Genomic DNA, 23,445 nt, shown 5'->3' with positions numbered 1-23,445 from the left:
GAATAGTCTGAATGTTCAACGAGTTCGAGTAAGCCCGGAATCGCCTTTTCGTCACAGATTTTGCCTAAGGCATCTGCCGCGCTCCTACGCACAGAATAGTCTGAATGTTCAACGAGTTTAAGTAATCCCGGAATCGCCTTTTCGTCACAGATTTTGCCTAAGGCATCTGCCGCGCTCCTACGCACAGAATAGTCTGAATGTTCAACGAGTTCGAGTAAGCCCGGAATCGCATCATCCGATCGCACTTCCTCCAAAAGCCTAACCTTCAACCACCCCGGCACATCCAACCCATCCACCAACCCAACCGTGCGCTGCTGAAACTCCCGCTGCACCTCCCCCGCCAGCCGCGCCCCCAACATCAAATCCACATCCAAAGCCAGCCGCACCACCCGCACCGCCTGCACCTCATCCCGCAACAACGACAGCATGAACGCCAGAGGCTCCGTCCATTTAAAATAATTCAAATAGAAATGCTGCAACCGTTCATCATCGATCGCATCCGAATGCTTATCCTCAAACAGTTTCAGCAACGCCCGCCCCGCATAATACTCCTGAAATAATTGGTGATGAAACTCAATTTCCTCCGGCTTTGCCGCCACCTGCAACAGATGGTGCTCCAGCAAATCCTCTAGCCACTCCTTCGCCTTGGTTGGCGCATCCACCACCCCCCGATCGCGCAACCAGCACTCCAAAATCCCCTCAGCCCGATCGCCAGAAATCGCCACCCAACCATCCGTGGGGCGCTGCGAGTCGCCCTGCAACATCACAAAAGCCAACTGCTGCAAAACCTCCGACTTGAAGCGCCGAAAATCCTCTGAAACCGACGCACCGCCCTTAAACTCCTCATACTGGCGATCGAACTCCTGAAACAACTCGCCCTTACTCTGGGGAATTTTCCCGCTATTTTTAAACACCTTACACATCATTTCCAGTAGTAACGGCGTTTCGGCAATCTCTCGCAGGCGATCGCGCAATTGTTGCAGCAGCAAATCCCCATGTTGCGGCAAATGCTTGTGCACAAACTCCCGCATCTGCGGTTGCGTCAGCGCACACATCTCCAGTTGTTGCTCAATGCCCAAAGATCCGCCCAGCGCCAAATCCCGCGTCGTGAAAATCATCGCCGTATCGGGATTGTCGTCGTGGAATACCTGCAAATCCTGCCGCCGTTTTTGCGATGGCATCTCATTCACGCCATCCAGCAACAGCAGCAACCTGCCATGCAGCAGCAAATCATCCACCTCTTCCGGGCAAACTCTCAGCTTTGCTTGTCGAAATTCTGCACAGATTGCTTCTACGATCGAGCGATCGCTCCTCAACTGCACCAACACCGGAATCGGTCGATCGCCCTCCTTGAGCGCTTCTAGTGCCAATTCCCACCGAAAACGCTGCAAAACCGTCGATTTTCCCGAACCGGGCTTGCCCACTAGCAGCACTTTTCCCTGCTGCACGTACTTGCGGATTCCCGCCAGCACTTCCAGCCGCTCGATTTTCGTTTCTGGTTTATTTTCTGCGGATGGAGGTTGCGATCGATCCTCCGGTGGCTTTTCCACCCGCACCTCCACCTGTAAATCCGTCAGCGTGTAGAGATGCTGTTGTTTTTTATAAGACTCAACCAGGGATTGCAGATATTTAGGAAAATCAACTGGTGTCGCCATTTGATTATAGATTTTAGAATATGGATTGATTATAGATTTTTTCTCGATAGGCGATCGATGCTGAAAATTCGGGACAAAATCACATCATATTAAATCCGGCTTTAGTACCCCCTTTTCTCTTAGTTCCCCTCTGCTCGGACTTCGTATGTGTAGACGCGATTTCCAATCCCCGGGCTATCTAAACATCGTGAAAGCCACATCAGCAACAGGCTTTCCGGCCTGTTCGACAAAGAGTAAACCCGGACTTATTATAGATATCAGAATAACCAGCAATCAAAATAACCAGCGGGCGGCGAATCGTCATGAAAAATTTGAGCTTTGTCTAAATTAGGTACAGCCTCAGCCAATTCTTTACCTACTTTTACCTCAAGCGCCCTGTCTGTTAATGGAAAGGAAAATTGATAGCTATCTTGCAAATATTTTGCCTTAGCAACAATCTCATCTTTCTCCAAAATCGGGCTGTTGCTACCAATCAAAATGCTATTACTTTCCTGGCAAACACACAGGCACACCTGAGAAAACACACTTTGAAAAGTCCTGATTTTTTCGGCATAAAACTGATCTCTGTGCAGCAGATTTGCTACCACAACTCCCTCGATTGACAAGTGTTTTTCGCAGATTTGATAAAATTCTTTGGTGGATAGGCGGTGCGGAAAGTAGCCGTTGCCAAAAGCTACGTCGATCATGATGATATCGTACTGAGTATCTGATTTTTGCTGCTCTAAATACTCTCTGCCGTCTTGAATTGTTACAGTTAGCCGATCGTCGAATTTTATCCCAAAACATTGTGTAGCTGCTTGGATCGCGATCGGATCGACATCCGCACATTCTATAACAGTTTCCGGCAAATAGTGGTGCAACACTAAGGGAATTCTGCCGCCGCCAAAACCAGCTATGTAGATTCTTTGAGGTTGGTTTTGCCACACTAAACCCAACATCATCGCCTGAGTATATTCAGACACTAGATGTAAAGGATTGTTGAAATCGAATACAGATTGCAGTAAATCTGTATGCAAATTAACTTTTTCTACTAAAGATAGCTTAATGTGCGATCGATCTTTTGTGACGGCAACATAGTGAACACCAGAATCTTTGCAAAAAATAACTTTGTCTGGCTGTTGTTGCAGCCAAGCCAGCCGCTGTTGAATGGCAGCTAAATTCATACGTTGCCAATTTTGGCGATCGTCAATCATGTAATAGCAAATCCCACTTATTTCTTAGTCTGCGCAGGCGGACGAGAGTTTGTGTAAATGCGATTTTAATCGCGGATATATAAATTAAGCAGACTGTATCCGTTTGTATGCCACCAACTCCAAACCCGAAATCGAAAAATCCACTCTTTCCCAATCTTGCTTGTCACCTTCCAAATTTTCAAAGGCGGCTGAGGTGAGCAAAATCTCTCCCCGTTCCGCCAAATCCTCTCCCAGCTTCGATGCCAGATTAAATTCGGAACCGTACATATCCTCTCCTTCCAGCATCAAAACATCGCCGCAACCAATACCAATGCAGAGGTGAATGTCCATTTCCGGCGGCAGTGTCGTGTTAACAGCCGCCGTTTGTTTCACAGAGTCGATCGCAGCTTCCACCGCCGATTTTACATCGGTAAACACTGCAAAAATATTGTCGGCTTCCTCCTTGACTACAGTACCGCCACAGTCTGAAATTATCGGTTTGACAATTCCGTGCATCCGGTGAATCATTGCCAAAAAATGAATGATTCCGTAGCGGACTGTCGTGCGCGAAAATCCCGACATATCCATTACTAAAATTGCATAATTTTTGCGGAAAGTGGCATTAATTTTTTCATCAATTTCAGCCATCCTTTCGGGATGTTCGTTTCTTTCTTGCAGCAACTTTTCCAAGTTAGCCCGGTTATTTGTTTTCATTTAAGTTTATTTAATTTAATTCCCAATCGCGACACAGTTCTTGAGGGCGGCCAGCAGGATGAACCGCACAGTTTAGCCCGTCCCTACCGTAATAATAATCGCAGACTTTGCAAGGTTTAGTTTGCTCTAATTTTTTCCTCAAAATTGCCCGGATTGTCTGAACTCGGTTGCGATACTTGTTGGCATTCGAGTGACTCGGTTCAATTGCCAAAGCTTGCTCGAAAGCGGCTAAGCTGGAATCGTACAATTTAATAATTTGGGGGCTGTATTTTGTCCAAGCATCGGCGTGGCTTTGATAAAGTTCGACTGTATTTAAGTTTAAAATTCCGTATTCCGTCCAAGCGTCAGCAGAAGCTCGATCGAACTTAATATTGGCATTGAGCAAAACTTTTTTGATCGTTGCCAAAAGTTCCCTCGGCTGCCAAGGTTTGCTAACATAAGCCTCGGCGCGATCGCCCTGGAACCTCGAAAATAAAGCTAGCTGCTGTCCCTTCCCTGTTAAAAATACCACCGGTATGTTCCGAGTTTCGGGATTAGCTTTAATTAAACGGCAAACGCCGTAGCCGTCTAAACGGGGCATTATGACATCTAATAATACTAAATCGGGGCAATTTTTCTCAATTTTAGCCAGCGCTTCCACACCGTCAGATGCCTGAATTACATTCAATCCGCTGCATCTCAACTGATGTGAAATGCACTCGCGCTGGCTGCGGGAATCTTCCACAACTAAAACTGTACTCATCACTCCCCACCTGGTTTTTGAGGTAAACTTGTCCGCTGCTGCGAGTTGTCCTTGCTGAAATCAGTTTACCCGCATAGGATAAATTTGTTATCACTCGCAATCTAAATTTACTCAAATTGCAACAAATCTTAAACAGGCAAGCAAAGGTGATACTTATCAGAAAATGCTGGTTTTCAATAGGCGGATAATTGTTCAAGTTTTTGGTAGCAAATATGCGGCTTTTAAGCCTTAATTACGGCAAATCGTACTGATGTCGGACGAAAACCTTGTTGAATTGCAACAGATAATCGGCTACTGTATACGTTGAAGTTCTGAAGGACGACAAATGAATCGATTGCTCCTCACTTTATTGGTAAGTCCAACGCTGTTTGGATCTGTGATGTCTTTAAGCGCGATCGCAAATCCCGCTCAAATTGGCGAAACACCAAGCCAATCGGCTGATTCGCCCAAGTGCGTGCGATCGCCCCACACTCAGCGCCTGACTTGCGTGCGCCTCCCTGGTAAGTCTGCTGCTGCTAATTCTCAACCAAAAATCAGTTGGCAGCGCCCTGCTGACGAACAGGTGGCAATGCTGGACTTTTCCGAAGAAGAAAGCGATGCCGCCGTGGCGATGTTTGGCTGCGACTGCCCGGCTTGTATCAATTCGCTGCGCCTGTTGCGCGGTGTGCCGCTGTTACCGGTGTAAGACCGATCGATCGGACAGCATTGGGAATCAGGCTCAAAAACCAGATTTCCGATCGCTGCGCGCTTTTGAGTGCCTTTAGCTTTCTCCTTTTTGAGAAATTGTAGTCAATTTGTTTCAGGGTTTCTAGAGATTTTGTATCTCTCAAAATCGGGTCTCTACTTTTTAGCTATAACTTGTTTAAGTTGAGCAGTTGCTTGCTCAATTTTTTCGATACTACCTGGGTTGACCAATCCGTAGTAGTCAAAAACGTAAACTCGATTATTTTTTGTGGCTGTTAGTTGATTCCAAAATGAATCAGATTTAAATTGGTCTAAAATTCCTTCTCCCCGATCGACTATAATGATTACTTCGGGATTAGCCTCTAAAACCTTTTCCGCTGAAAGCGTCACGTAGCCTCGAACGGGGCTATCTCCTTGCAATTGGGCCGCGACATTTTTCACGTTAAACTTACCCAGCAAATCTCCAGCCCAACTGCTTTGATTCGGCGATAAAATCGGTTGTCTGCTTACCAAAACTAAAGTGGCGGGGTTTTGATTCGGGATGTCTGCTAAAAATGTTTGGTAGCGTTTTAACAGGGGTTCGGGATTTGTATTGAGGGATTGAGCTAAAGCGGTTGTTAACTCTTCTAGGGATTTCCAGCTATCAACTTGAGTGAGTAAAGTTTTAATTCCAAGCTGCTGCAATTTTTGCATTGTTTGGTCGTGAAATCCCGACGCACCTACCACCAAATCCGGTTTCAATGCGATAATTTTTTCCAAATTGGGAGGGGTGCGTTCGCCAGTGACTGCGGTAATTCCTGTAAATTTGGGGTTGCTGCTGACTAATTTGCTGCCGGGAATTCCTACAAGTTTGGTTTTGTCGAGTTGATGGATAATATCGGCGGTTAAAGGTGTTAAAGCTACAACTTTTTCTACTGATTCGCTGTTAGTTGTTTGTGGCTGATTTGCTGATGGCGAAACAGCAGGAGTTGATTGCTGAAGTTGTGGTGGAGTTGCGGCGGAGCAAGCGGCAAATGCTAAACTCAGCAGCAGGATAGCGGTACGAGAAAACAAAGTTTTGTACATAGTTTAGGCTGGAGTTACAGCGAGTTTAGGCACGGTTGAGACAGAATTGACGGGAAGTTCGATCGCACTTTAGCGCTTAATGATTTAAATATCAATAGTTTACGGTAGATTTTGTATAAAAAACCGCCTTTGTTGCCTGAATGCAAATTTTTTAAGTATCTCTTAAGTTTTATTCCGCCCTTGGGAATCAAGACTAGGCAATAGTTTAAAACCTGTGGCACTCAGATAGAACAGCGGATTGCGGCAATCAGTTAATAGAAATAATTATGAATAAATTGAGAACTTAGTGCGAGGACAAGGTTATACTTATCATAAAAATATTAAGTGTGAAGAGTGGGAGCGATAGCACAAATCTGCAAGCCTACAGAAGTTTCTAAAATGATAGCTTCTACGCCAAAAATCTTAGCTAAATAATCAGGAGTTAAAACTTCAGCGGGAGTCCCTACACAAAAAAGTTCCCCTTTATTTAACATAGCAATCCTGGAACTGTACCTAGCAGCTAAATTAATTTCATGCAGCACCGTAATAATCGTCAATTTTTGTTTTAGATTTAGTTGGTTAAGCAACTCTAACAATTGCAACTGATAGCAAATATCTAAATAAGTAGTAGGTTCATCTAATAGCAAAACTTGCGGATTTTGAGCCAAAGCTAAGGCGAGGAAAGCGCGCTGGCGTTCGCCTCCTGAGAGTTGTTCGACAGGGCGATCTCGAAATTCCTCTATCCCAGTTTGAGCGATCGCAACCTCCACCTTTTCCGCATCTTCCTTGCTCAATTCCCACTGCCACCAACCCTGATGAGGAGAACGCCCCAAACTAACTAATTGCCTTACCGTCAAACCTTCTGGCACTGTTTGCTGCTGCGGCAAAATAGCTAATTTTTGAGCGACAACAGCAGCAGGTTGAGTATGAATTGCTTTGCCATCAAGCAACACACTTCCTTGCTGCGGAGTTAGGATGCGGCTAACTAACTTCAAGAAAGTAGACTTACCAGAACCGTTGGCACCGATGAGACTCAACCACTCACCAGGTTGCAAAGATAAAGTGATGTTGTGGGCGATCGTAACTTCGCCGTAACCACCAGTTAAATTTTGAATTTCTAAAGACATTATATTTTGTTATTGGTTATTGGTTATTGGTAATCGGTAATTAATTTTGCGTCTTCCCTCTTCCTTCTTCCCTCTTCCTTCTTCCCTCTTCCTTCTTCCCTCTTCCCTCTTCCTTCTTCCCTCTTCCTTCTTCCTTCTTCCCTCTTCCTTCTTCCTTCTTCCCTACTGACTAGAACGCCGATAAAGCAGCCAGACAAACAGCGGAGAACCCAACAAAGCCGTAACCGTACCCACAGGCAATTCTACGGCACCCAAACGAGCCAAAAAATCCGCAAAAGTCAACACCCAAGCACCGCCGATCGCACTCAGCGGCAACACAAACCGATAATCATTACCAACCAACAAACGCACCCCGTGAGGCACAACCAATCCCACAAAACCAATCAATCCGCCGATGCTGACAGCACTCGCAGCTAGCAAAGTAGCAACACCCCCAATCAACAAGCGCGATCGTACCAGCGAAACCCCCAAACCAACAGCTAAATCGTCGCCCAAAGCCAGCAAATTTATCGATCTCCCCAAAAAACATCCTAACAGCAAAGCAGCCAAAATATAAGGTGCAGCCACCTGCAAATCCGACCAACCGCGACCGTTCAAACTGCCGATCAACCAATTCAAAGCAGCTTGCAGACGGCTGTCTTCAGCTAACAGCAGCAGTGTAGTTTGTATTGCCCCAAACAGAGAACTCACAGCCACACCAGCTAAAACCAAACGTTCCACAGAAATCCCCGTTTTAGTTTTTCCCAAAAAGTAGACCAGCATCGAAGTTAAAATAGCACCTATCCAAGCCGCCAAAGGCACCCAAGTTTGAAATATTCCCAAAGTCAGCATGGTAATCGCAACCAACCCTGCACCCGCCGAAATTCCTAATACAAAAGGATCGGCTAAACCGTTGCGGAGCAAACCTTGCAGCAAAGCCCCCGACATTCCTAAAGCCGCACCAACAGTCAGCGATGCCGCCACTCTGGGCAAACGCAATTCCCAGAAAATAGTTTGATTGACAGCATCACCTCGGTGCAGAAATGCTTGCCACAATTGATCTGCACTCATCGGTACCGCACCAAAAGAAAGCGAAAGGGCGATGGTTAACAGCAAACCCAATCCTAAGAATACAACTGCCTGAAAAACTCGATATTTTAGCCAGATTTTTTTCACAATATATTATACCGCTTTGCTTTTAGATAAATAGCCTTTTTGCAGAGTTATTTCTGCGCGACCGCCCAAACTACCAAGGGAAAATCCGGCTCGTTTGCTAGCGAATGAATGGAGGGATTGTAAAGCTCCCACCTCGCAAAGTTTGCCACCACACAAGCTCGGTTTCCCCACGCTCCTGTTTGGATGCTTTCTAAATTAAAACCGCATTCAGCAAGCAAGTATTTGATGCCAGTTTCTGTCCAGCGAGAGCAGTCTGTAGGATAATCGTGAATGCGAATTAAAAAGGGTGTGGTTATTAAAAAGTAACCGTTGCTGTTGAGCATTTTATATATATTTCTCCCAGCGCGGTAAGGCCAAAGTAAATGTTCAAATATCTGCTCGGCAATTATCAAATCAAATGTTTCGTCGAGGCAAGACTCGCAAATATCAAAATCGGGATATTTGAGCGATTTATAGGTTTTGAAAGACTCCCAATTACCCCAACTATTGCCAGAGATTTCTAATACATTCAATCCCTCCGGATGCAAGCTTTTAACAATTCTGCGCGTTTCGCGGTTCATTACGACTCGACACCAATCTTCGTTAACAGCACTAAATACCATATTTCCTCGATTTTGAACGCTCGAACTCGTTAACTACAATAACAATAACCCATTCACCTGAAGACGGCTTCAGCGCGACCAGATGAGTGCAGAGCAACGCCGATGTTGCAAATCGATCGCACCTGCTGCTACAATAAAATTTATAATATTAGCAAAATAAACTGCTACTTGGAATCATGTCCGCAAACACCGCGCTACCCGCAGCCTTAGCTAAAATCGTCCAGCGCTTTCAGCGACACTCCGATCCGAAACAGCGCTACGAACAACTGCTGTGGTATGCCAAGCGACTCCCAGCATTTCCCGAAAGCGACAAACTGCCTGAAAACAAAGTTTCTGGCTGCGTGTCGCAAGTTTATATTACTGCAAATTTGGCAGACGGAAAAGTTTTGTATCAAGGCGATTCAGACGCTCAGTTAGTCAAAGGATTAGTTGGCTTGCTGGTGGAAGGTTTGAGCGGATTAACGCCTGCTGAAATTGTCACCATTACCCCAGATTTTATTCAAGACACGGGATTGAATGTGAGTCTGACACCTTCCCGCGCTAACGGATTTTACAACATTTTTCAAATGATGAAAAATAAGGCACTTGCTTGTGAATTGAGCAAGCAAGCCGAAGCAAATTAAAAGAATAAACAGCCATGACTCAAACTACAGATTTAACAAAATTAGGTTCTGGCAACTATCCCGCCGCAGTTCAAGAATATCTCTGGAATTGGAAAGAAACGCAAATCAAAGTTATTTACGAAACCAGAGGACAGGGAAATCCTGTATTGCTGCTGCCTGCTTTCAGTACGGTTTCGACGCGAGAAGAAATGCGTCCTTTAGCAGAATTCTTAGCTCCTAAATTTCAAGTTGTGAGCTTAGATTGGCCGGGTTTTGGCGAATCTGATCGCCCGCGAACCGACTATCAACCGCAATTATACCATCAATTTCTCAAGGATTTTGTTGAGGCAATTTTTAATAGTCCGGTTGCTGTAGTTGCAGCAGGTCACGCTGCGGGTTATGCGATGCAATTAGCGCAATCAAAGCCCAATGTATGGTCAAAGATTGTGTTAGCTGCGCCGACTTGGCGCGGGCCTTTGCCGACGATGAGAAAACAGCAAAGCGGGTGGCATGGAATCGTGAGAGAATTAGTACGATCGCCCTTAATCGGTCAATTCCTTTACAAACTGAACACTGCGCCGTCATTCCTCAGTCTCATGTACCGCCGTCACGTCTATGTCGATGCTGAAAAAGTCACGACTGATTTCATCCAAAGCAAATGGCAAGTGACGCAAAAACCAGGTGCTCGGTACGGTTCCGCCGCCTTCGTGACTGGTGGTTTAGATCCGGCAAAAGTGCGATCGGAATTTACAGATCAATTTCAACAGTTAGCAGTGCCGGTGATGGTTGTAATTGCTGAAAATGCGCCGCCCAAATCCAAGACTGAAATGGAAGCATTAACGGAATTACCGGGTGTTGAATCGCGAGTTATTCCCGGTTCATTGGGTATGCACGAAGAGAATGCAGAAGCTTTAGCAAATGCGCTTCAATCTTTTCTATAAATTATTTAAATCCAATTCTTCCGTCCGCGCAGGCGGACTTCGTTTTTGTAGCCCCGAATTCTATTCGGCGGTTTACTATTTGGCGGTTTATATCATCAGAATAACAGCGGTATTTTGGCTGGTTTTCTCTTCCTTTCCTTTGCCACTGTATGCTGTAGGAGAGCCGCCGTTTGCTAACTCACAAGAGAGTATTATTGAAGGTGCGATCGACTTTCACATCCATTCTTCTCCTGATGTGATTCCCCGCAGCTTAGACGATTTTGAGGTAGCTAAGTCAGCGGCGCGATCGCACATGAAAGCTGTTGTATTGAAAAATCATTATGCCAGCACAGCAGCGCGGGCAGTTTTGGTGAATAAAATAGTACCAGAAATCCAAGTTTTCGGGGGAGTCGTTCTCAATTATGCTGTCGGTGGCATTAATCCCGAGGCTGTAGAAGCAATGCACCGCATCGGTGGCAAATACGGTAAAATAGTGTGGCTGCCAACGGTTGATGCTGAGCATCACTTGCAGGTTTTTCACAAGTCGGAAATTGGGATTAAAGTTGCGGAAAATGGCAATGTTTTACCGCAAACAGCAGCGGTGTTGAAGATTGTAGCAAAAGAGAATTTGGTATTGGAAACCGGTCATATTTCCTCAGAAGAAGTGATGGCGGTTGTCACTGAAGCCAACCTTCTCAACATTAAGAACATCCTGATTACCCACGCAATGGCAGATGTACCCGGTTTGTCCTTAGAAAATATGCAAAGAGCCGCCCAGATGGGAGCTTTTCTAGAACTAGCATTTGTTAACGATTTGATGGGAAAAAATGCTGCTGACGAGGGACACAAAAACTGGCATCAAGTTTCTATTAGTAAGATGGCAGCAGCGATTAAACTAATCGGAGCCGAGCATTTTGTTACGAGCACAGATTTGGGCAGAAAACCCGATCCTTTACCCGCAGAAGGCTACAAGTTATTTGTGAAAAAATTGCTAGAGGAAGGCATTTCTCAACACGAAATAGATTTAATGATGAAGGAAAATCCAGCTCTATTGTTAGGAATTTAGGAGTAATATTATGTCTCATGGCATAACTATTCTAAAGTTTGTAGCAAGGACTTTTGTCCTATCTTTGATTTCTCGTCAATTTGGCTCTACTTCAGGTTCTTGAGATTCTTGCTCGCCCGCTGGGGAGTTGGTTTGCAATTCGGAGAGCTGCGAATTTAGCTGCAAGCGTTCTTGATAGACGGTTTCTAAGTGATTTTCTAATTCCGCTACTTGAGATTGCAGTTGATTTTGAGCCTGATTAGCTATATAGATTTGATTTTGAAATTCCGAGATTTGAGAGTAAAGGTACGATCGCTCTCTGTTAGCTGTTTCTAATTCCGATTGCAGTTGCGATCGCTCTTTTTCGACTACTTCCTGTTGAGCTTGCACGCCCGAAAGTTGAGACTGAAGTTCCTCCCCCTCTTCAATCGAGCGATCGAACTTAATTTGAAATTCCAACAACTGGTTTTGTAGCTGCAATCTGGTTTGACTAGCAGTTTGCAACTGACTCTCAAATTCAGACAGCAGAGCGTGAAATTGAGAACGTTCTGCATCAACCGCCTCTAACTCTGCTTGCATTTCCAGCAATTGATCGTTAAGCTGCGATCGCTCCTGCTCCGCAACTTCTAACTGATATTGAAGTTCTGCCACTTCTGCTAACTGCGACTCAGCTTGTTGAGAATTTTCTAACTGCAGCTCAGCAATCAGAGAATCAATTTGCGATCGCTCCTGGGCAATTCCTCCCAAAAATTCTTCCATTTCCGACACTCGATTATTTAAAAAATCTTGCTCGCGAGTCACAGTTTCCAACCGACTTTGCAACTCGGACAATTCAGAATTTAGCTGATTTTCATCCTGCATCTTTTGCCGCAATTCCAAATTCCTGGAATCCAACTGAGCCTCTAAATTCGAGATGGCTTCCTCCGAACCCTGCATACGCACCAAATTGCGGGAATTTCGCTTATTCAAAATTAGCCAGCAGACTAAGGCCCCTGCTCCAAATCCTATTAATAAAAGTAATGCTTCCATTTGTTGTATCTAATTGATATAAATTGATTAATCTTGATGCTTGCCCAAAAAATGGACTTCAATAAATCGCTATCTTACTCAAAGCTATCACAACTTGCAAGCCTGTATTAACTTGGTTCAACAATTTATATTTATTTACAAATACCTTTTGTTTACAGGTAAGGTCCGCCATCCGCACCCTGCAAGCCCCATTAATGCAGCAAATCCACAATATGAGGAATAATCTCGATATGCTGAGTCAGCAAATAATCCAAGTAACCTCCAGTTAATTTTTTAATTTCTAAAGACATTGTATTTTAGTAATTGGGAATTGAGCCTTAAGCATTGAGATTTGAAAGTTGAGACTTGAAAAATAAAAATAAGGAATTCAAAATAGGGGAAAAATAAGAAATAACAAAAGCCTAACATTTGATTTTTTTCATTTTCCTTCTTCCCTCTTCCTTCTTCCTTCTTTCCTACTGACTAGAACGCCGATAAAGCAGCCAGACAAACAGCGGAGAACCCAACAAAGCCGTAACCGTACCCACAGGCAATTCTACCGCACCCAAACGAGCCAAAAAATCCGCAAAAGTCAACACCCAAGCACCGCCGATCGCACTCATCGGCAACACAAACCGATAATCATTACCAACCAACAAACGCACCCCGTGAGGCACAACCAATCCCACAAAACCAATCAATCCGCCGATGATGACAGCACTCGCAGCTAGCAAAGTAGCAACACCCCCAATCAATAAGCGCGATCGTACCAGCGAAACCCCCAAACCAACAGCTAAATCGTCACCCAAAGGAAGCAAATTTATCGATCGACGCTACCCGCACCCCTAGCTAAAATCGTCCAGCGCTTTCAGCGACATTCCGATCCGAAACAGCGCTACTAACAAATGCTGTGGTATGCCAAGAGACTCCCAGCATTTCCCGAAAGCGATACACTGCCTGAAAACAAAGTTTCTGGCTGCGTGTCGCAAGTTTATATTACTGCAAATTTGGCAGACGGAAAAGTTTTGTATCAAGGCAATTCAGACGCTCAGTTAGTCAAAGGATTAGTTGGCTTGCTGGTGGAAGATTTGAGCGGATTAACGCCTGCTGAAATTGTCAGCATTACCCCAGATTTTATTCAAGACACGGGATTGAATGTGAGTTTGATACCTTCCCGCGCTAACGGATTTTACAACATTTTTCAAATGATGAAAAAGAAAGGGCTGCAATCCCTGGGAAGTGAGCAATTAGAACTGAATTAAACATAAAAAATCCTCACTAAAATCAACAGCCAATGATTTTTAGAGGATAGCCACTTTTTTATTTTCTCTCCACCAAAACAAAGTTGCAAACATTGTCGAAACTATTAATAAAACCCCAAGCACCAAAAAAGTAGTATGTGTAGCAAAAAGTAATGCTTGTACAGGCGCATTGCTAATATCGATATTCGGTGCAAAATTAGCGCTAAAACTTGTGGTAAAGAAAAACAAAGCACCTACTATTGGTACTCCCAGCATCTGCCCTAATATCCGCGAAAATGACAACAATCCCGAAGCAATACCTAATCGCTCTTTTGGTGCTGCTCCCATAATAGAGCTATTGTTAGGAGAGTTGAACATCGCCACTCCTACGCCATAGGGAATAATCCCCAAGATATACTTGATAACAGTTAATTCAGTATCAAATCTGCTGATTAAAAAACATCCAATTGCCATAAATACTAGACCAATTAAAGTAATTAGCTGCGTGCCAAAACGGTCGGAAAGAATACCCGCAATAGGCGCAGTCGTCACAATCAGAAGTGACGGTACTACCATTAAAAAACCAGATTTTTGAGTTGAATAGTGTTCAAGGAAAGTGAAGAAAAAAGGAAGGATAAAGATGACACCTGCGATCGCGAAATTTGCAATAAAACGTAGCGTTAAGCCCAGGCTAAACTCTACGGATTGAAATATTTTCAATTCTATCATTGGTGCTGCTATTCGGGATTCAAACCATAAAAAGCCAATCAAGCTGACGACAGAAAAACCCAGCATATTTATGGCAATATAAGAATTACCCTTCTGTAATAGGGTAATGCCAAGAATAAAAGAAGTTAAGACGATGGTCAATACCAGCGTACCGATGATATCAAAGTTTTCGGGGTTTCCACTAATCGCAGAATTCGGTACAAAACAAGCCACAATTAAAATGGCAAAAATCCCAATCGGAACATTCACCCAGAAAATTAAAGGCCAGCCTCCCACACTCATCAGCAGTCCTCCTACTATGGGCCCCAAGGTAATCCCCATTCCGTAAATTCCCGCTCTAATACCTAGTCCCAGTCCCCGCTCTGCCGCTGGAAATGCCTCCACAATCATCGCAGTTCCCAAGCCAGATAAAAACGCAGCACCTATTCCTTGCAATCCTCGAAACGCTATTAAAAACCCGACATTTGGCGCCATTCCACACAATAGCGAACTGATCGTAAAGATTGTTAAGCCAATAATGTACAATCGCTTCTTGTTCCAGATATCACCTAATTTTGATACCAATATTACAAATATGGCGATCGCCAGCAAGTAACTTAAAACTATCCATTGACTCGTGGCAAAACTCGTATGGAGAGATTCCACCATAACTGGCAAAGCCAAGTTAACTATATACACATCCAAAGCAAAAATGAATACACCAATACCAATACCAACTGTAGTCCACCATTTTTCAGATGTTTTCTTCTCTTCTTGCCTTAATTCGTTAGAGTTTTCTGCTGGCGTTGTTGACATTATTACTATCTAGGGAGAGGTGGGTATTATTCTGAAATCATCCAAAATATAACATTTTTTACTGGTAGGTGCTACTGTTAAATTAGCAATTATTAACAATTTCTATCAATTCTTTCTCGATATCGATTTGGGTTCCTCTTTTAGCCATTTCTTTAATTTCTTTAAGAATCTTAGCTACTAAATATTTGTTTTCAACCAGTTCCTCTCTGCCAATCTGCTTTAGAGCTAATTCTACAGCAGTCAATCCCGATTGCATCCCTAATGCAATACTACTTTTACTTCCAAAAAATTCTGGATTTAAACTTTGATATAGGCGCTCATCTTTTGCAATTGCCGTAACGTGAACACCTGCATAATGGGTAAAAGCATTTTTCCCCACGGCAGGGTGATGAGGAGAAATAGGTACATGAGAATACTCGCTTACCAAATTATACAAATCTTTCAAATATTCTAGTTTCCAAAAGTTTTTCTCCTCAATAAGATCGGATAAATTTATTAGTAACTCAGCCAAATCCACTATACCAGCTCTTTCCCCTAGTCCCATCACGCTGACATCAATAATATCTATCCCCGCTCTGTAGGCATCCAAGGCATTTGCTAAAGCTAAACCTCGGTCGTTGTGGCAATGAACTTCTATTTGTGGATATAATTCTCGTTTGGCTAGTTCCTCCTTCAGGATTTTGACAAAATAATAAATACTACGTTTTTGTTGAAATGGGGTTGTATATCCAGTGGTATCAGCTATGCTGATTATATTAGCTCCGGCCTTTACTGCTGCACTAGCTGCCTCAATCACATTTTTCATAGGAGAGCGAACTGTATCTTCCGGCGTATAGCGAATCAATAAACTATCATTCTGCTCTCTCGCATAAGTTATTGCTTCCACAATTTTATCTAGGGCTTCATCTAAACAGATATTATAGTCGCACTGCAATCGTTGAGAGGATACACTAAAAAACACGCCTAAAAAGCTGACATTACAATCCAGGGCTTTTTTAACATCATCTATTCGGCACAGCGAATGAGCGCCTATTTTGGCTTTTAGTCCAGCATTGGCAATGCGGGTAACGGCTAAAGCAATTTCGCTATCTACAGCAGGATTGCCAGCTTCAATAATATCAACTCCTATGTGGTCTAAAAACTCCGCAATTTTTAACTTTGTTTCAGGTGCGAAATAAACTCCAGGGGTTTGTTCTCCCTCTCTCAAGGTAGAATCAAGAATTTTAATCATAATCTACGAGCAATTTAGGTACTAACAAAATCTTGAAAAAGGGGCTGGCATCGGCGAGGGCACAATACCTTATACAAACTTGAGCCATGACCCCCAATAGATATCTCCAAAAAATACAGTCAAAGGCAGCCAGGATGCCTGCTCCACAAAAGTTATTGGGGAGATCTAATAGATAAGTCTAAGGGTTGATCGCCAACTTTGCTAAAGCTGCCTGCACTGTTGGGGGTAATTGACGCATAATCTTACCTTTCTCGCGATCGACACCAACCAAAGTTACCTGTGCTGTCACATATAACTCCTGAGTATCAGCCGCTCGAATTTCGTAATCCCAAAGCAGCCGCACACCCTCGCTAGCAGCTATCCGCGTTCTGACTGCCACAGATTGGCCCATTTTTACAGAGCGGTGGTAGCGCAGCGAAAGTTCCACCACGGGCAATTCCAAACCCTGCGCCACCCAGTCTGCATACTCGATGCCGAGAGAGCGCAAACTTTCCACCCTAGCTTCCTCCATCCAAGCCAGATAAGTCCCGTGCCAAACCACACCGCTGTAGTCAGTATGGTGAGGGTACACTCGCACCAAATATTCAAACCAGCCCTCAGAGTCTATCCCGCGGCGATTTTGAATGGCACCAGTCGGTGCGAGTTCTGGTTGAGTTCGATCGTTCTCTAACACGTTACAAATTGTTCCAAAACGCTACATTTCTACAAATCATAAAGCAAACTTCAGGCTTATGCTTGACATTAAGCAACTCGAGTACCAACGCCCTAGTTAGAGCGTCGCACAAGAAAACTCAACTATTTTTACCGCCAAAACTATGATAGAAAAAATTTTAGTAGCCGTAGCCGGTCGCGGCTTGTGCGAAGAGATGTTTAATATGTTGATGGACATCCCTTCCTTGCAACAAACTTCTGTCACCGTCTTGCACGTCGTGCCGCCCCAAGTAACCTCCGATGGCATGGCCGAGAAGTTGGAAGAAGGAGGCAGGATTTTAGCACAAGCAGTCCAGTCTTTGAAAATAGATCCCAGCAAAGTCAATCCCCGGCTCAAACAGGGAGACCCGAAAACAACAGTTTGCCAAGTCGCAGAAGAAGAAAAATCCGACTTAGTAATTATGGGTTCTCGGGGACTCGGACGGCTGCAATCGATTTTGGAAAACTCAGTCAGCCAGTACGTTTTCCAGCTAACATCCAGACCAATGCTGTTAGTAAAAGACGACATCTACGTCAAAAAACTCAAGCGCGTCATGGTGGCGATCGACAAATCAGAAGCTGCCAAACAGTCATTGCAGCTTGCGCTATCTTTGGTCAAAGGAGTCAGCGGCGGAGAGATAATTTTAGTACACGTCACCAAAGATTTGACGGGAAAATCCACCGAAGATTCAACAGCAAGTGCTGAAAAAGACTCGGTATTGGCTCCAGCAGTAGCAATAACGAAACAAATGGGAGTTAGCTACCGCTGTGTGAGTGCTACAGGCAAGCCTGGGGAAGAAATTTGTCGGATTGCAGACGACTTGAATGCCGATTTGTTGGTGATCGGTTCCCCGGATCGGCGGCCCAACGTTGCCAAAAGCTTTGTGGATATCGATCGACTCCTGGGAAATTCGCTATCAGACTACGTGCGAGTCTACGCCAAATGTCCCGTCTTGCTAGCCCGCACAGTCGCCTAGACTCTCATCGTTAACACTTAGCAGCCAACACTCAACATTTAACAAAAAAAGCGCCTCAGCAAAAAGCTGTTGGCGCTTTTTTTTGCAAGCAGCAAAGGCAGACAGAAATAGCAGCAGTTGCTAATCTTTTCTACCTTGACGGCTAGCTGTTTGAATGTACAGAATGATTAGAAAAACACTGGGAACCAATACAAAAAGAATGGTTGCCACAAACCCTAAATCGTTAACTTCCATGAAGACGCTCGCCTCTATCGGAAAATGGAAAAACACACACAACTAGGATATCACTCAAAGGCAAAAGGCAAACTCGAAGACAGAAGGAGAGCTTGCGGACAAGCGTCCAAACCCGGTTTCTGCCTGGATGCCTCGCTGCCCAATCTTTAATTTGTCGTAGAAACCTAGTTTCTTTTCCTAGGCTAGCAAAAGGGGTAATTATACAGTGAAATAGGAAAAAAAAACAAAATTCTTTCCTTCTGCATTTTTCTTTCCTTCTGCATCTCTAGCATCCCTAGCGTTTTGCGTTGTGCCTTCTGAGAGTCACGGCTTAGTCTTCACGCTGACCTCGCCGTTGACCATAGCTTGACAAGCTAACCGATAGTTTTCGGGCTTTTTCTTGAGCTTGCGGTTTTCAAAATCAGTGCGGGGCGAGAGATTTTCACTTCCCTCGACAATTTCCACAATGCAGGTCCCGCATTGACCTATGCCCCCGCAATTCATCATCTTTCCCGAAAACGTGTACAAATCGATGCGGTTTTCTAGAGCTTTGAGCCTCAAATTCGCTCCGTCTGCTGCGATGACTTCCTGATTTTCCTTCACAAACTTGATATTGGCCATTGCCGATTCCTTAACGCAGTTGACATGGAACTCTATTACAAAATATTAACTAATGTGTCGGACGTTTAATACCCGATGTTTAATTGCCTTGGTGATTAAAGGACGCGCGTGCGTAGCTATCGGGTAGGGAATTGTCCCAACCCAATCTCAAGGAGCATCCGAGAGGTTATTAGTGGGAAGATTGCTCACAGCCCGCTGAAGAGACGAAAGCCCTAGGTTGTAGGTGACAATTGCCGACAATCGGTTTCTCTCAGCCCTAGTCAAATCAGTTTCTGCCTGAATCACATCCGTCTGAGTACCCACGCCAGCTTGAAACCGCAGTCTCGCCAGACGCAGAGCTTCCCTTGACTGCAAAACTCCCGCCTCAGAAGTTTCGATATTCTCAAAACTCGACTCCAAGCCAAAATAAGCTTGTTCCACTTCCCGACGCACCTGGTTGCGGAGTTGGTCGAATCGACTTTCGGCGATCGTAATCTCAGCATCCCGCTGTCTCGCCCTGGCGTTCGCCGCGCCCCCGTCGAAGATACTCCAAGTCAGACTCGCCCGGATCGAATACCCGTCTGCCCAGCCGCGAGTAGCATACGGATCGGGGTTATCAGGGTCTTGTCCCAGTACGTTGTAACTACCCCCAACACTCAGTTGAGGCAAACGCCCCGCCTGAATCGATCGCCTCTGCTGCTTGCTGATATCCCTCTGCACCAACTGCTGTTCCAACTCGGGGCGATTCCTAAAAGCCTGCACGATACTCTCTTCCAAAGACAGCCTCCAAGAGCCCGCTTGCTCTACCGGGTCAGCCGCTGTCAAGTTCGCCGACTGGCTGATATTCAAAATCTCAGCCAGACGGCGCTGGGCAACTCGCTGATCGCGACGGGCAACTGACAGTTGCTGCACTTCGTTAGCCAAATTTGCCTGAGCCTGCAACACAGCAAATCGGGTTCCCACCCCTGCCCGTTCCAAAGCTTCGGCATCCCGCAAACTTTGCTGGGCATTTCTGACCGAAGCTTGGCGGATGGCAACTTGTCCGTCCGCGTTTTGCAAGGTGTAGTAAGCCTCAGCAGTGTCGAAGCGGAGTTGCTCGGCTTGGCGTTCCACATCCAGTTCCCGAAGGCGCAACTGTTCCTCTGCCGCGCGGATGTTAGCGTTCCTGCCTCCGAACAAATCGATGTTGTAGCTCAACTGCAAAGTGCTGTTGAGACTGTTGCTGCCGAAATTTGGGCCGGCTTGGAGGGCGGGCAGCCCGGTTCCGTTAGCCCTCTGGTTCAACTGGCGCTGCTGAGCCCGGACTCCGAGTTCTCCGCCGGCACTCACAGAACGGCTGGCGTCCATTTGAAAATTCAGGTCGGGATAAAGAGCAGCTTGCTGTTCGCGCAAAGCGAATCTGCTTTGTTCCACTTGCTGTCCGGCGATTTGCAAAGTTTGGCTGTTGCGGCGGGCGAGGTCGATCGCCTGCTGCAAAGTAATTGACTCTGTTTGCTCGATCCTGACATCCTCGGGGTTTGTCGGAAACAGCAGCGGATTCGGGTTGGGTTCCAGGGAAGCCGGAGGGTTGGTGTCTAAAATGCCCCTCGGAGTGAGAGGGGGGAAACTTTCGTTCGGAGTGCCCCGGATAATTGGTACCGGGGAACTCGGCACAGGAACATTGTTGAGAGGGCTCGGGGAAGGCTGCTGAGCGTCTGTCGGTCCCAAACCTCTTATAGGTGTCGAACCTGCCTGAGACAGAGTTGATGGGGAAGCCGGAGCAGCCTGTTGAGGCTTTGATGCTTGCTCGGGCTTGGTTGGGGGAGTTGATGCGATCTTCGCTCCCCCTTGCTGCTGAGACTCGGAGGTTGGCGGGTTAAGGGCGATCGACTGTTCGGGATCTGAGGCTGATTCTGGCGCTGTGTTCGAGGTCGATCGAACATTCTGCCCTAATTCGAGCTGATTGCTAAGGGCCAAACTGTCCTGAGATTGAGCCGGAGGCTGTGCTGAAGCACTCTGTGCGGCGTTGCTGAAAGTAATTGCAGCGCCCACTCCGACTACGATGATTTGACGAAAAACACGCATAATTTTTTAATTACTCTGCAATCCTAGAGACAATTTTAGAGCAAGATTGAGGTCTCAAGTTTCTAGTCTGTAGCCTGAACTCGACGGTTACAAGTCACAATTACCATACTCATCTTAACTTTTGAATGTTCGATTCAAAATTTAGAATTCAACTTCAGCAGTTGCCAGACCGATCGCCGCCGAGATTAGTTCCTCTACTCCGCTAACGGGCAAAATCCGGGTTTTCAGCGAGCTGGCTAGCTGTTCGAGGGTCATGTCGTCTAGAAAACGCGGTTCCCCCTGTTTTAGCATCACCGACGGCAGCAGGATGCCATCTCCCAAGTCTCGCCCCTGCAAAGCTTCCAGCAAATCTTGCCCGGTGAGCAAACCCGTGACAGTGATAGTTTGTCCCCAGTAGCGGCTGCAAAGTGCTGCCATGTTGACGGACAAGCCGGGAATTTGGTTGAGTTGTTGTACGATCGGCTCAAAAGCTTTTTCTACAGCATTACCCACCACCCAAACCAACTTGCGCGCAGGCTCGACTTGCATCGGTTGCAGCTTCTCAAAAGCCGTTTCAAACTGCTGGATAAACTGGCGGATAGAACCCACACCGTTACCAATTTGCGGATAATCTTCGTAATCAGCAGCCGACGGCAAATCTAAACCAGCTATTAAAAACCACTCGTCAGCCAGCCAAATACAGCGCGATTTTGAATTCGGCTTTTTCGCCTTTTTGCCGCCTTTTCCTTTACTCAAAAGCACTTGAATTTTCTGCACTTGCTCGATTACTTCTCGCGCTTTTTCCGCAGTTACTGCAATTAATTCATCTTCTGCTGGGCGAAAGCGAGTTAAACCCACCGGCACTACAGCCACCGATGCTACAGCGGGATTATTTCCGGTATGAAATTTTGCCAAATCTAACAAAGTGCGTTCTAAATGTTCGCCATCATTAATACCGGGACAAACAACTACTTGAGCGTGAATTTGCAATCGGCGTTCTTGAAACCATTTGATTTGTTCTAAAATCTTGCCAGCGCGGAGATTTTTTAACAGCCTAATTCGCACTTCCGGTTCGGTAGCGTGCACCGAAACATAGAGAGGAGAAAGCCGCATTTGTTCGATTCTGTCCCACTCTTTTTGAGTCAGATTTGTGAGAGTGAGATAGCTGCCATAAAGAAAGCTGAGGCGGTAGTCATCATCTTTGAGATACAAAGTTTCGCGCTTTCCCGGAGGCTGCTGGTCGATAAAGCAAAAAGGGCAGCGGTTGTTGCACTGAATTAGTCCATCGAAGAGAGCAGTTTCAAATTCCACTCCCAAGTCTTCGTCATAATCTTTTTCTATTTCTAGCTTGTGACTTTTGCCTTTGGCATCTAAAACTTCTAGTTCGATAAATTCATCGGCGCACAGGAATTGATAGTCGATCAAGTCGCGGGGTTTTTGGCCGTTGACTGCGACGATTGAGTCTCCTGGTTCAAATCCGATTTCGGCGCAGATGCTGTCGGGGATAACTTTGGTGATCAGGGCGGGCCGGATTGATAAGTCGCTCATAAGTTCGGGATTAATTATTGGGTTAAATTGAGTTATTTACAGAGTTTTTTGAGGTTTTCATGTGTTAATATAACCCTCGTACTATCTTCCATTCACCTGTCTCAATTATACAGGTTGAGTTTAGTTTAAAAAGCTGAATGCGAGTAAGAAGGGGTTTACATACATCAGCGACTTGCGGTATTCTAGATTAGATAGTGTATTGTACAGCATCTGCGACACAATTATAAGTTAGCTTGAAAAAATAAATGGTAGAGCTATGAATGATTATATCGACCTTTACTGTGAGCGACTCCTTCCTGGTTTATGGAGCGAGCCACTGAATGCTATTTCTAATGTGTCTTTCATTATTGCAGCATGGGCTATTTGGCAATTAGCTCGGCGACACCACAAAATATCCCCTGGTATTTGGATACTGATTGCTTTAGCCACCAGTATTGGTATCGGAAGTTTCCTATTTCATACATTTGCAACGCGATCTGCAAATTTACTAGATGTGATTCCTATTCTGCTCTTTCAGCTTTGTTTTATATGGCTTTACAGTCGTCGGGTAGTTAGGATGAATTCAGGATATGCAGGAGTATTACTTGCAGCATTCTTTTTTGTTAGCGATTTTAGCAAGCAATTTATAAATCTTCTCAATGGTTCTCTTTCGTATGCTCCTGCATTTTTGGTTTTGCTCGGACTAGGACTGTATCACTATCGACAGCAAAAGCGCGAACCATTCATTCTATTAGCAGCAACAGGTGTTTTCCTATTAGCCCTTGCATTCCGTACTATCGATCGGGCAATTTGCCCTTTCTTTTCAACAGGGACTCATTTCCTCTGGCACCTTTTTAATGGTGTTTTGCTGTACCTGTCAGCAAGAAGCCTGCTCTTAAATTGGTCAGAGCGAGTAAAAAATTAAAATT

Annotated in this window: 24 protein-coding genes and 1 pseudogene; 7 read left to right on the top strand and 18 right to left on the bottom strand. The window is 45.1% G+C overall.

The window, feature by feature from the left end; translation table 11 throughout:
* From E5S67_RS16750 to E5S67_RS16735, 4 genes are all read right to left on the bottom strand, one after another.
* On the bottom strand, window positions 1-1,655 hold a 1,655-nt coding region (locus E5S67_RS16750; protein ID WP_172189151.1), incomplete at its 3' end, for an NACHT domain-containing protein.
* Window positions 1,656-1,912: 257 nt separating this feature from the next.
* Window positions 1,913-2,848: a fused MFS/spermidine synthase gene (locus E5S67_RS16745; protein ID WP_172189149.1), complete on the bottom strand. Its 936-nt coding sequence runs from the start codon at window positions 2,846-2,848 to the stop codon at window positions 1,913-1,915.
* Window positions 2,849-2,932: 84 nt separating this feature from the next.
* A complete protein-coding gene (locus tag E5S67_RS16740) occupies window positions 2,933-3,541 on the bottom strand; it encodes an adenylate/guanylate cyclase domain-containing protein (RefSeq protein WP_172189147.1) in 609 nt (202 codons plus the stop codon).
* A 10-nt stretch (window positions 3,542-3,551) separates the two neighbouring features.
* Window positions 3,552-4,283 (bottom strand): response regulator, encoded by a 732-nt coding sequence (locus E5S67_RS16735; RefSeq protein WP_172189145.1) that lies wholly within the window; start codon window positions 4,281-4,283, stop codon window positions 3,552-3,554.
* Window positions 4,284-4,608: 325 nt separating this feature from the next.
* Here E5S67_RS16735 and E5S67_RS16730 point away from each other — a divergent pair, with 325 nt between their 5' ends.
* Window positions 4,609-4,968, top strand: a complete 360-nt coding sequence (locus tag E5S67_RS16730) for a hypothetical protein (RefSeq protein ID WP_172189143.1) — start codon at window positions 4,609-4,611, stop codon at window positions 4,966-4,968.
* Window positions 4,969-5,123: 155 nt separating this feature from the next.
* Here E5S67_RS16730 and E5S67_RS16725 read toward each other — a convergent pair whose 3' ends face one another.
* The 5 genes from E5S67_RS16725 to E5S67_RS16705 all read right to left on the bottom strand — a co-directional run bounded on the left by E5S67_RS16725 (window position 5,124) and on the right by E5S67_RS16705 (window position 8,895).
* Window positions 5,124-6,032 carry an ABC transporter substrate-binding protein gene (locus E5S67_RS16725; protein WP_172189141.1) on the bottom strand — a complete coding sequence of 303 codons (909 nt, stop codon included), beginning with the start codon at window positions 6,030-6,032 and terminating at the stop codon, window positions 5,124-5,126.
* A 320-nt stretch (window positions 6,033-6,352) separates the two neighbouring features.
* The gene (locus E5S67_RS16720) at window positions 6,353-7,138 is read right to left on the bottom strand and encodes an ABC transporter ATP-binding protein (protein WP_172189139.1); all 786 of its coding nucleotides are present in this window, start codon (window positions 7,136-7,138) and stop codon (window positions 6,353-6,355) included.
* A gap of 23 nt (window positions 7,139-7,161) precedes the next feature.
* Window positions 7,162-7,335: a hypothetical protein gene (locus tag E5S67_RS16715; RefSeq protein ID WP_172189137.1), complete on the bottom strand. Its 174-nt coding sequence runs from the start codon at window positions 7,333-7,335 to the stop codon at window positions 7,162-7,164.
* The gene (locus E5S67_RS16710) at window positions 7,301-8,293 is read right to left on the bottom strand and encodes an iron chelate uptake ABC transporter family permease subunit (protein ID WP_172189135.1); all 993 of its coding nucleotides are present in this window, start codon (window positions 8,291-8,293) and stop codon (window positions 7,301-7,303) included. Before E5S67_RS16710 ends, E5S67_RS16715 begins: the two co-directional genes overlap by 35 nt.
* A 47-nt stretch (window positions 8,294-8,340) precedes the next feature.
* Window positions 8,341-8,895 carry a methyltransferase domain-containing protein gene (locus E5S67_RS16705; RefSeq protein ID WP_172189133.1) on the bottom strand — a complete coding sequence of 185 codons (555 nt, stop codon included), beginning with the start codon at window positions 8,893-8,895 and terminating at the stop codon, window positions 8,341-8,343.
* A 176-nt stretch (window positions 8,896-9,071) separates the two neighbouring features.
* On the opposite strand from E5S67_RS16705, the gene E5S67_RS16700 reads away from it, so the two are divergent.
* From E5S67_RS16700 to E5S67_RS16690, 3 genes are read left to right on the top strand one after another with little or no spacing between them, the layout of a single operon-like run.
* On the top strand, window positions 9,072-9,518 hold the full coding sequence (locus tag E5S67_RS16700; protein ID WP_172189131.1) for a SufE family protein: 447 nt from the start codon (window positions 9,072-9,074) through the stop codon (window positions 9,516-9,518).
* 14 nt (window positions 9,519-9,532) lie between these two features.
* Window positions 9,533-10,438, top strand: coding sequence for an alpha/beta fold hydrolase (locus E5S67_RS16695; RefSeq protein ID WP_172189129.1), 906 nt, complete (start codon window positions 9,533-9,535; stop codon window positions 10,436-10,438).
* Window positions 10,416-11,483 (top strand): DUF6282 family protein, encoded by a 1,068-nt coding sequence (locus tag E5S67_RS16690; protein ID WP_246276823.1) that lies wholly within the window; start codon window positions 10,416-10,418, stop codon window positions 11,481-11,483. Before E5S67_RS16695 ends, E5S67_RS16690 begins: the two co-directional genes overlap by 23 nt.
* Before the next feature lie 75 nt (window positions 11,484-11,558).
* Here the strand turns inward: E5S67_RS16690 and E5S67_RS16685 are convergent, their stop codons facing one another.
* Window positions 11,559-12,491 (bottom strand): coiled-coil domain-containing protein, encoded by a 933-nt coding sequence (locus tag E5S67_RS16685; RefSeq protein ID WP_172189127.1) that lies wholly within the window; start codon window positions 12,489-12,491, stop codon window positions 11,559-11,561.
* A 455-nt stretch (window positions 12,492-12,946) separates the two neighbouring features.
* On the bottom strand, window positions 12,947-13,288 hold the full coding sequence (locus tag E5S67_RS16680) for a FecCD family ABC transporter permease (RefSeq protein WP_246276822.1): 342 nt from the start codon (window positions 13,286-13,288) through the stop codon (window positions 12,947-12,949).
* Between E5S67_RS16680 and E5S67_RS16675 the strand changes: the two are divergent.
* A pseudogene (locus E5S67_RS16675) lies at window positions 13,289-13,732 on the top strand (SufE family protein).
* Window positions 13,733-13,771: 39 nt separating this feature from the next.
* On the opposite strand, the gene E5S67_RS16670 reads toward E5S67_RS16675, so the two are convergent.
* The 3 genes from E5S67_RS16670 to E5S67_RS16660 form a co-directional block, all read right to left on the bottom strand.
* A complete protein-coding gene (locus E5S67_RS16670; protein ID WP_172189125.1) occupies window positions 13,772-15,235 on the bottom strand; it encodes an MFS transporter in 1,464 nt (487 codons plus the stop codon).
* An 82-nt stretch (window positions 15,236-15,317) separates the two neighbouring features.
* Window positions 15,318-16,466 (bottom strand): homocitrate synthase/isopropylmalate synthase family protein, encoded by a 1,149-nt coding sequence (locus tag E5S67_RS16665; protein ID WP_172189123.1) that lies wholly within the window; start codon window positions 16,464-16,466, stop codon window positions 15,318-15,320.
* A 178-nt stretch (window positions 16,467-16,644) separates the two neighbouring features.
* The gene (locus tag E5S67_RS16660) at window positions 16,645-17,139 is read right to left on the bottom strand and encodes a YbgC/FadM family acyl-CoA thioesterase (protein WP_172189121.1); all 495 of its coding nucleotides are present in this window, start codon (window positions 17,137-17,139) and stop codon (window positions 16,645-16,647) included.
* Window positions 17,140-17,281: 142 nt separating this feature from the next.
* Between E5S67_RS16660 and E5S67_RS16655 the strand changes: the two genes are divergently transcribed.
* Window positions 17,282-18,133 carry a universal stress protein gene (locus tag E5S67_RS16655; RefSeq protein ID WP_172189119.1) on the top strand — a complete coding sequence of 284 codons (852 nt, stop codon included), beginning with the start codon at window positions 17,282-17,284 and terminating at the stop codon, window positions 18,131-18,133.
* 120 nt (window positions 18,134-18,253) lie between these two features.
* Here E5S67_RS16655 and psbM read toward each other — a convergent pair whose 3' ends face one another.
* The 4 genes from psbM to E5S67_RS16635 form a co-directional block, all read right to left on the bottom strand.
* Window positions 18,254-18,367 carry a photosystem II reaction center protein PsbM gene (psbM, locus tag E5S67_RS16650; protein WP_015177760.1) on the bottom strand — a complete coding sequence of 38 codons (114 nt, stop codon included), beginning with the start codon at window positions 18,365-18,367 and terminating at the stop codon, window positions 18,254-18,256.
* A gap of 303 nt (window positions 18,368-18,670) precedes the next feature.
* On the bottom strand, window positions 18,671-18,967 hold the full coding sequence (locus E5S67_RS16645) for a 2Fe-2S iron-sulfur cluster-binding protein (protein ID WP_172189117.1): 297 nt from the start codon (window positions 18,965-18,967) through the stop codon (window positions 18,671-18,673).
* 147 nt (window positions 18,968-19,114) lie between these two features.
* A complete protein-coding gene (locus E5S67_RS16640; RefSeq protein WP_172189115.1) occupies window positions 19,115-21,010 on the bottom strand; it encodes a TolC family protein in 1,896 nt (631 codons plus the stop codon).
* A 141-nt stretch (window positions 21,011-21,151) separates the two neighbouring features.
* Complete coding sequence (locus E5S67_RS16635) at window positions 21,152-22,537, bottom strand: TIGR03279 family radical SAM protein (protein ID WP_172189113.1); 1,386 nt, start codon at window positions 22,535-22,537, stop codon at window positions 21,152-21,154.
* A 256-nt stretch (window positions 22,538-22,793) separates the two neighbouring features.
* Here E5S67_RS16635 and E5S67_RS16630 point away from each other — a divergent pair, with 256 nt between their 5' ends.
* Window positions 22,794-23,441, top strand: coding sequence for a ceramidase domain-containing protein (locus E5S67_RS16630; protein WP_172189111.1), 648 nt, complete (start codon window positions 22,794-22,796; stop codon window positions 23,439-23,441).
* The last annotated feature ends 4 nt before the right edge of the window (window positions 23,442-23,445 follow it).

Source organism: Microcoleus asticus IPMA8 (assembly GCF_013179805.1).
GTDB lineage: Bacteria > Cyanobacteriota > Cyanobacteriia > Cyanobacteriales > Microcoleaceae > Microcoleus > Microcoleus asticus.
The sequence above is the reverse complement of the archived record's forward strand: the minus strand, read 5'-3'. Positions and strand labels throughout refer to the sequence as shown.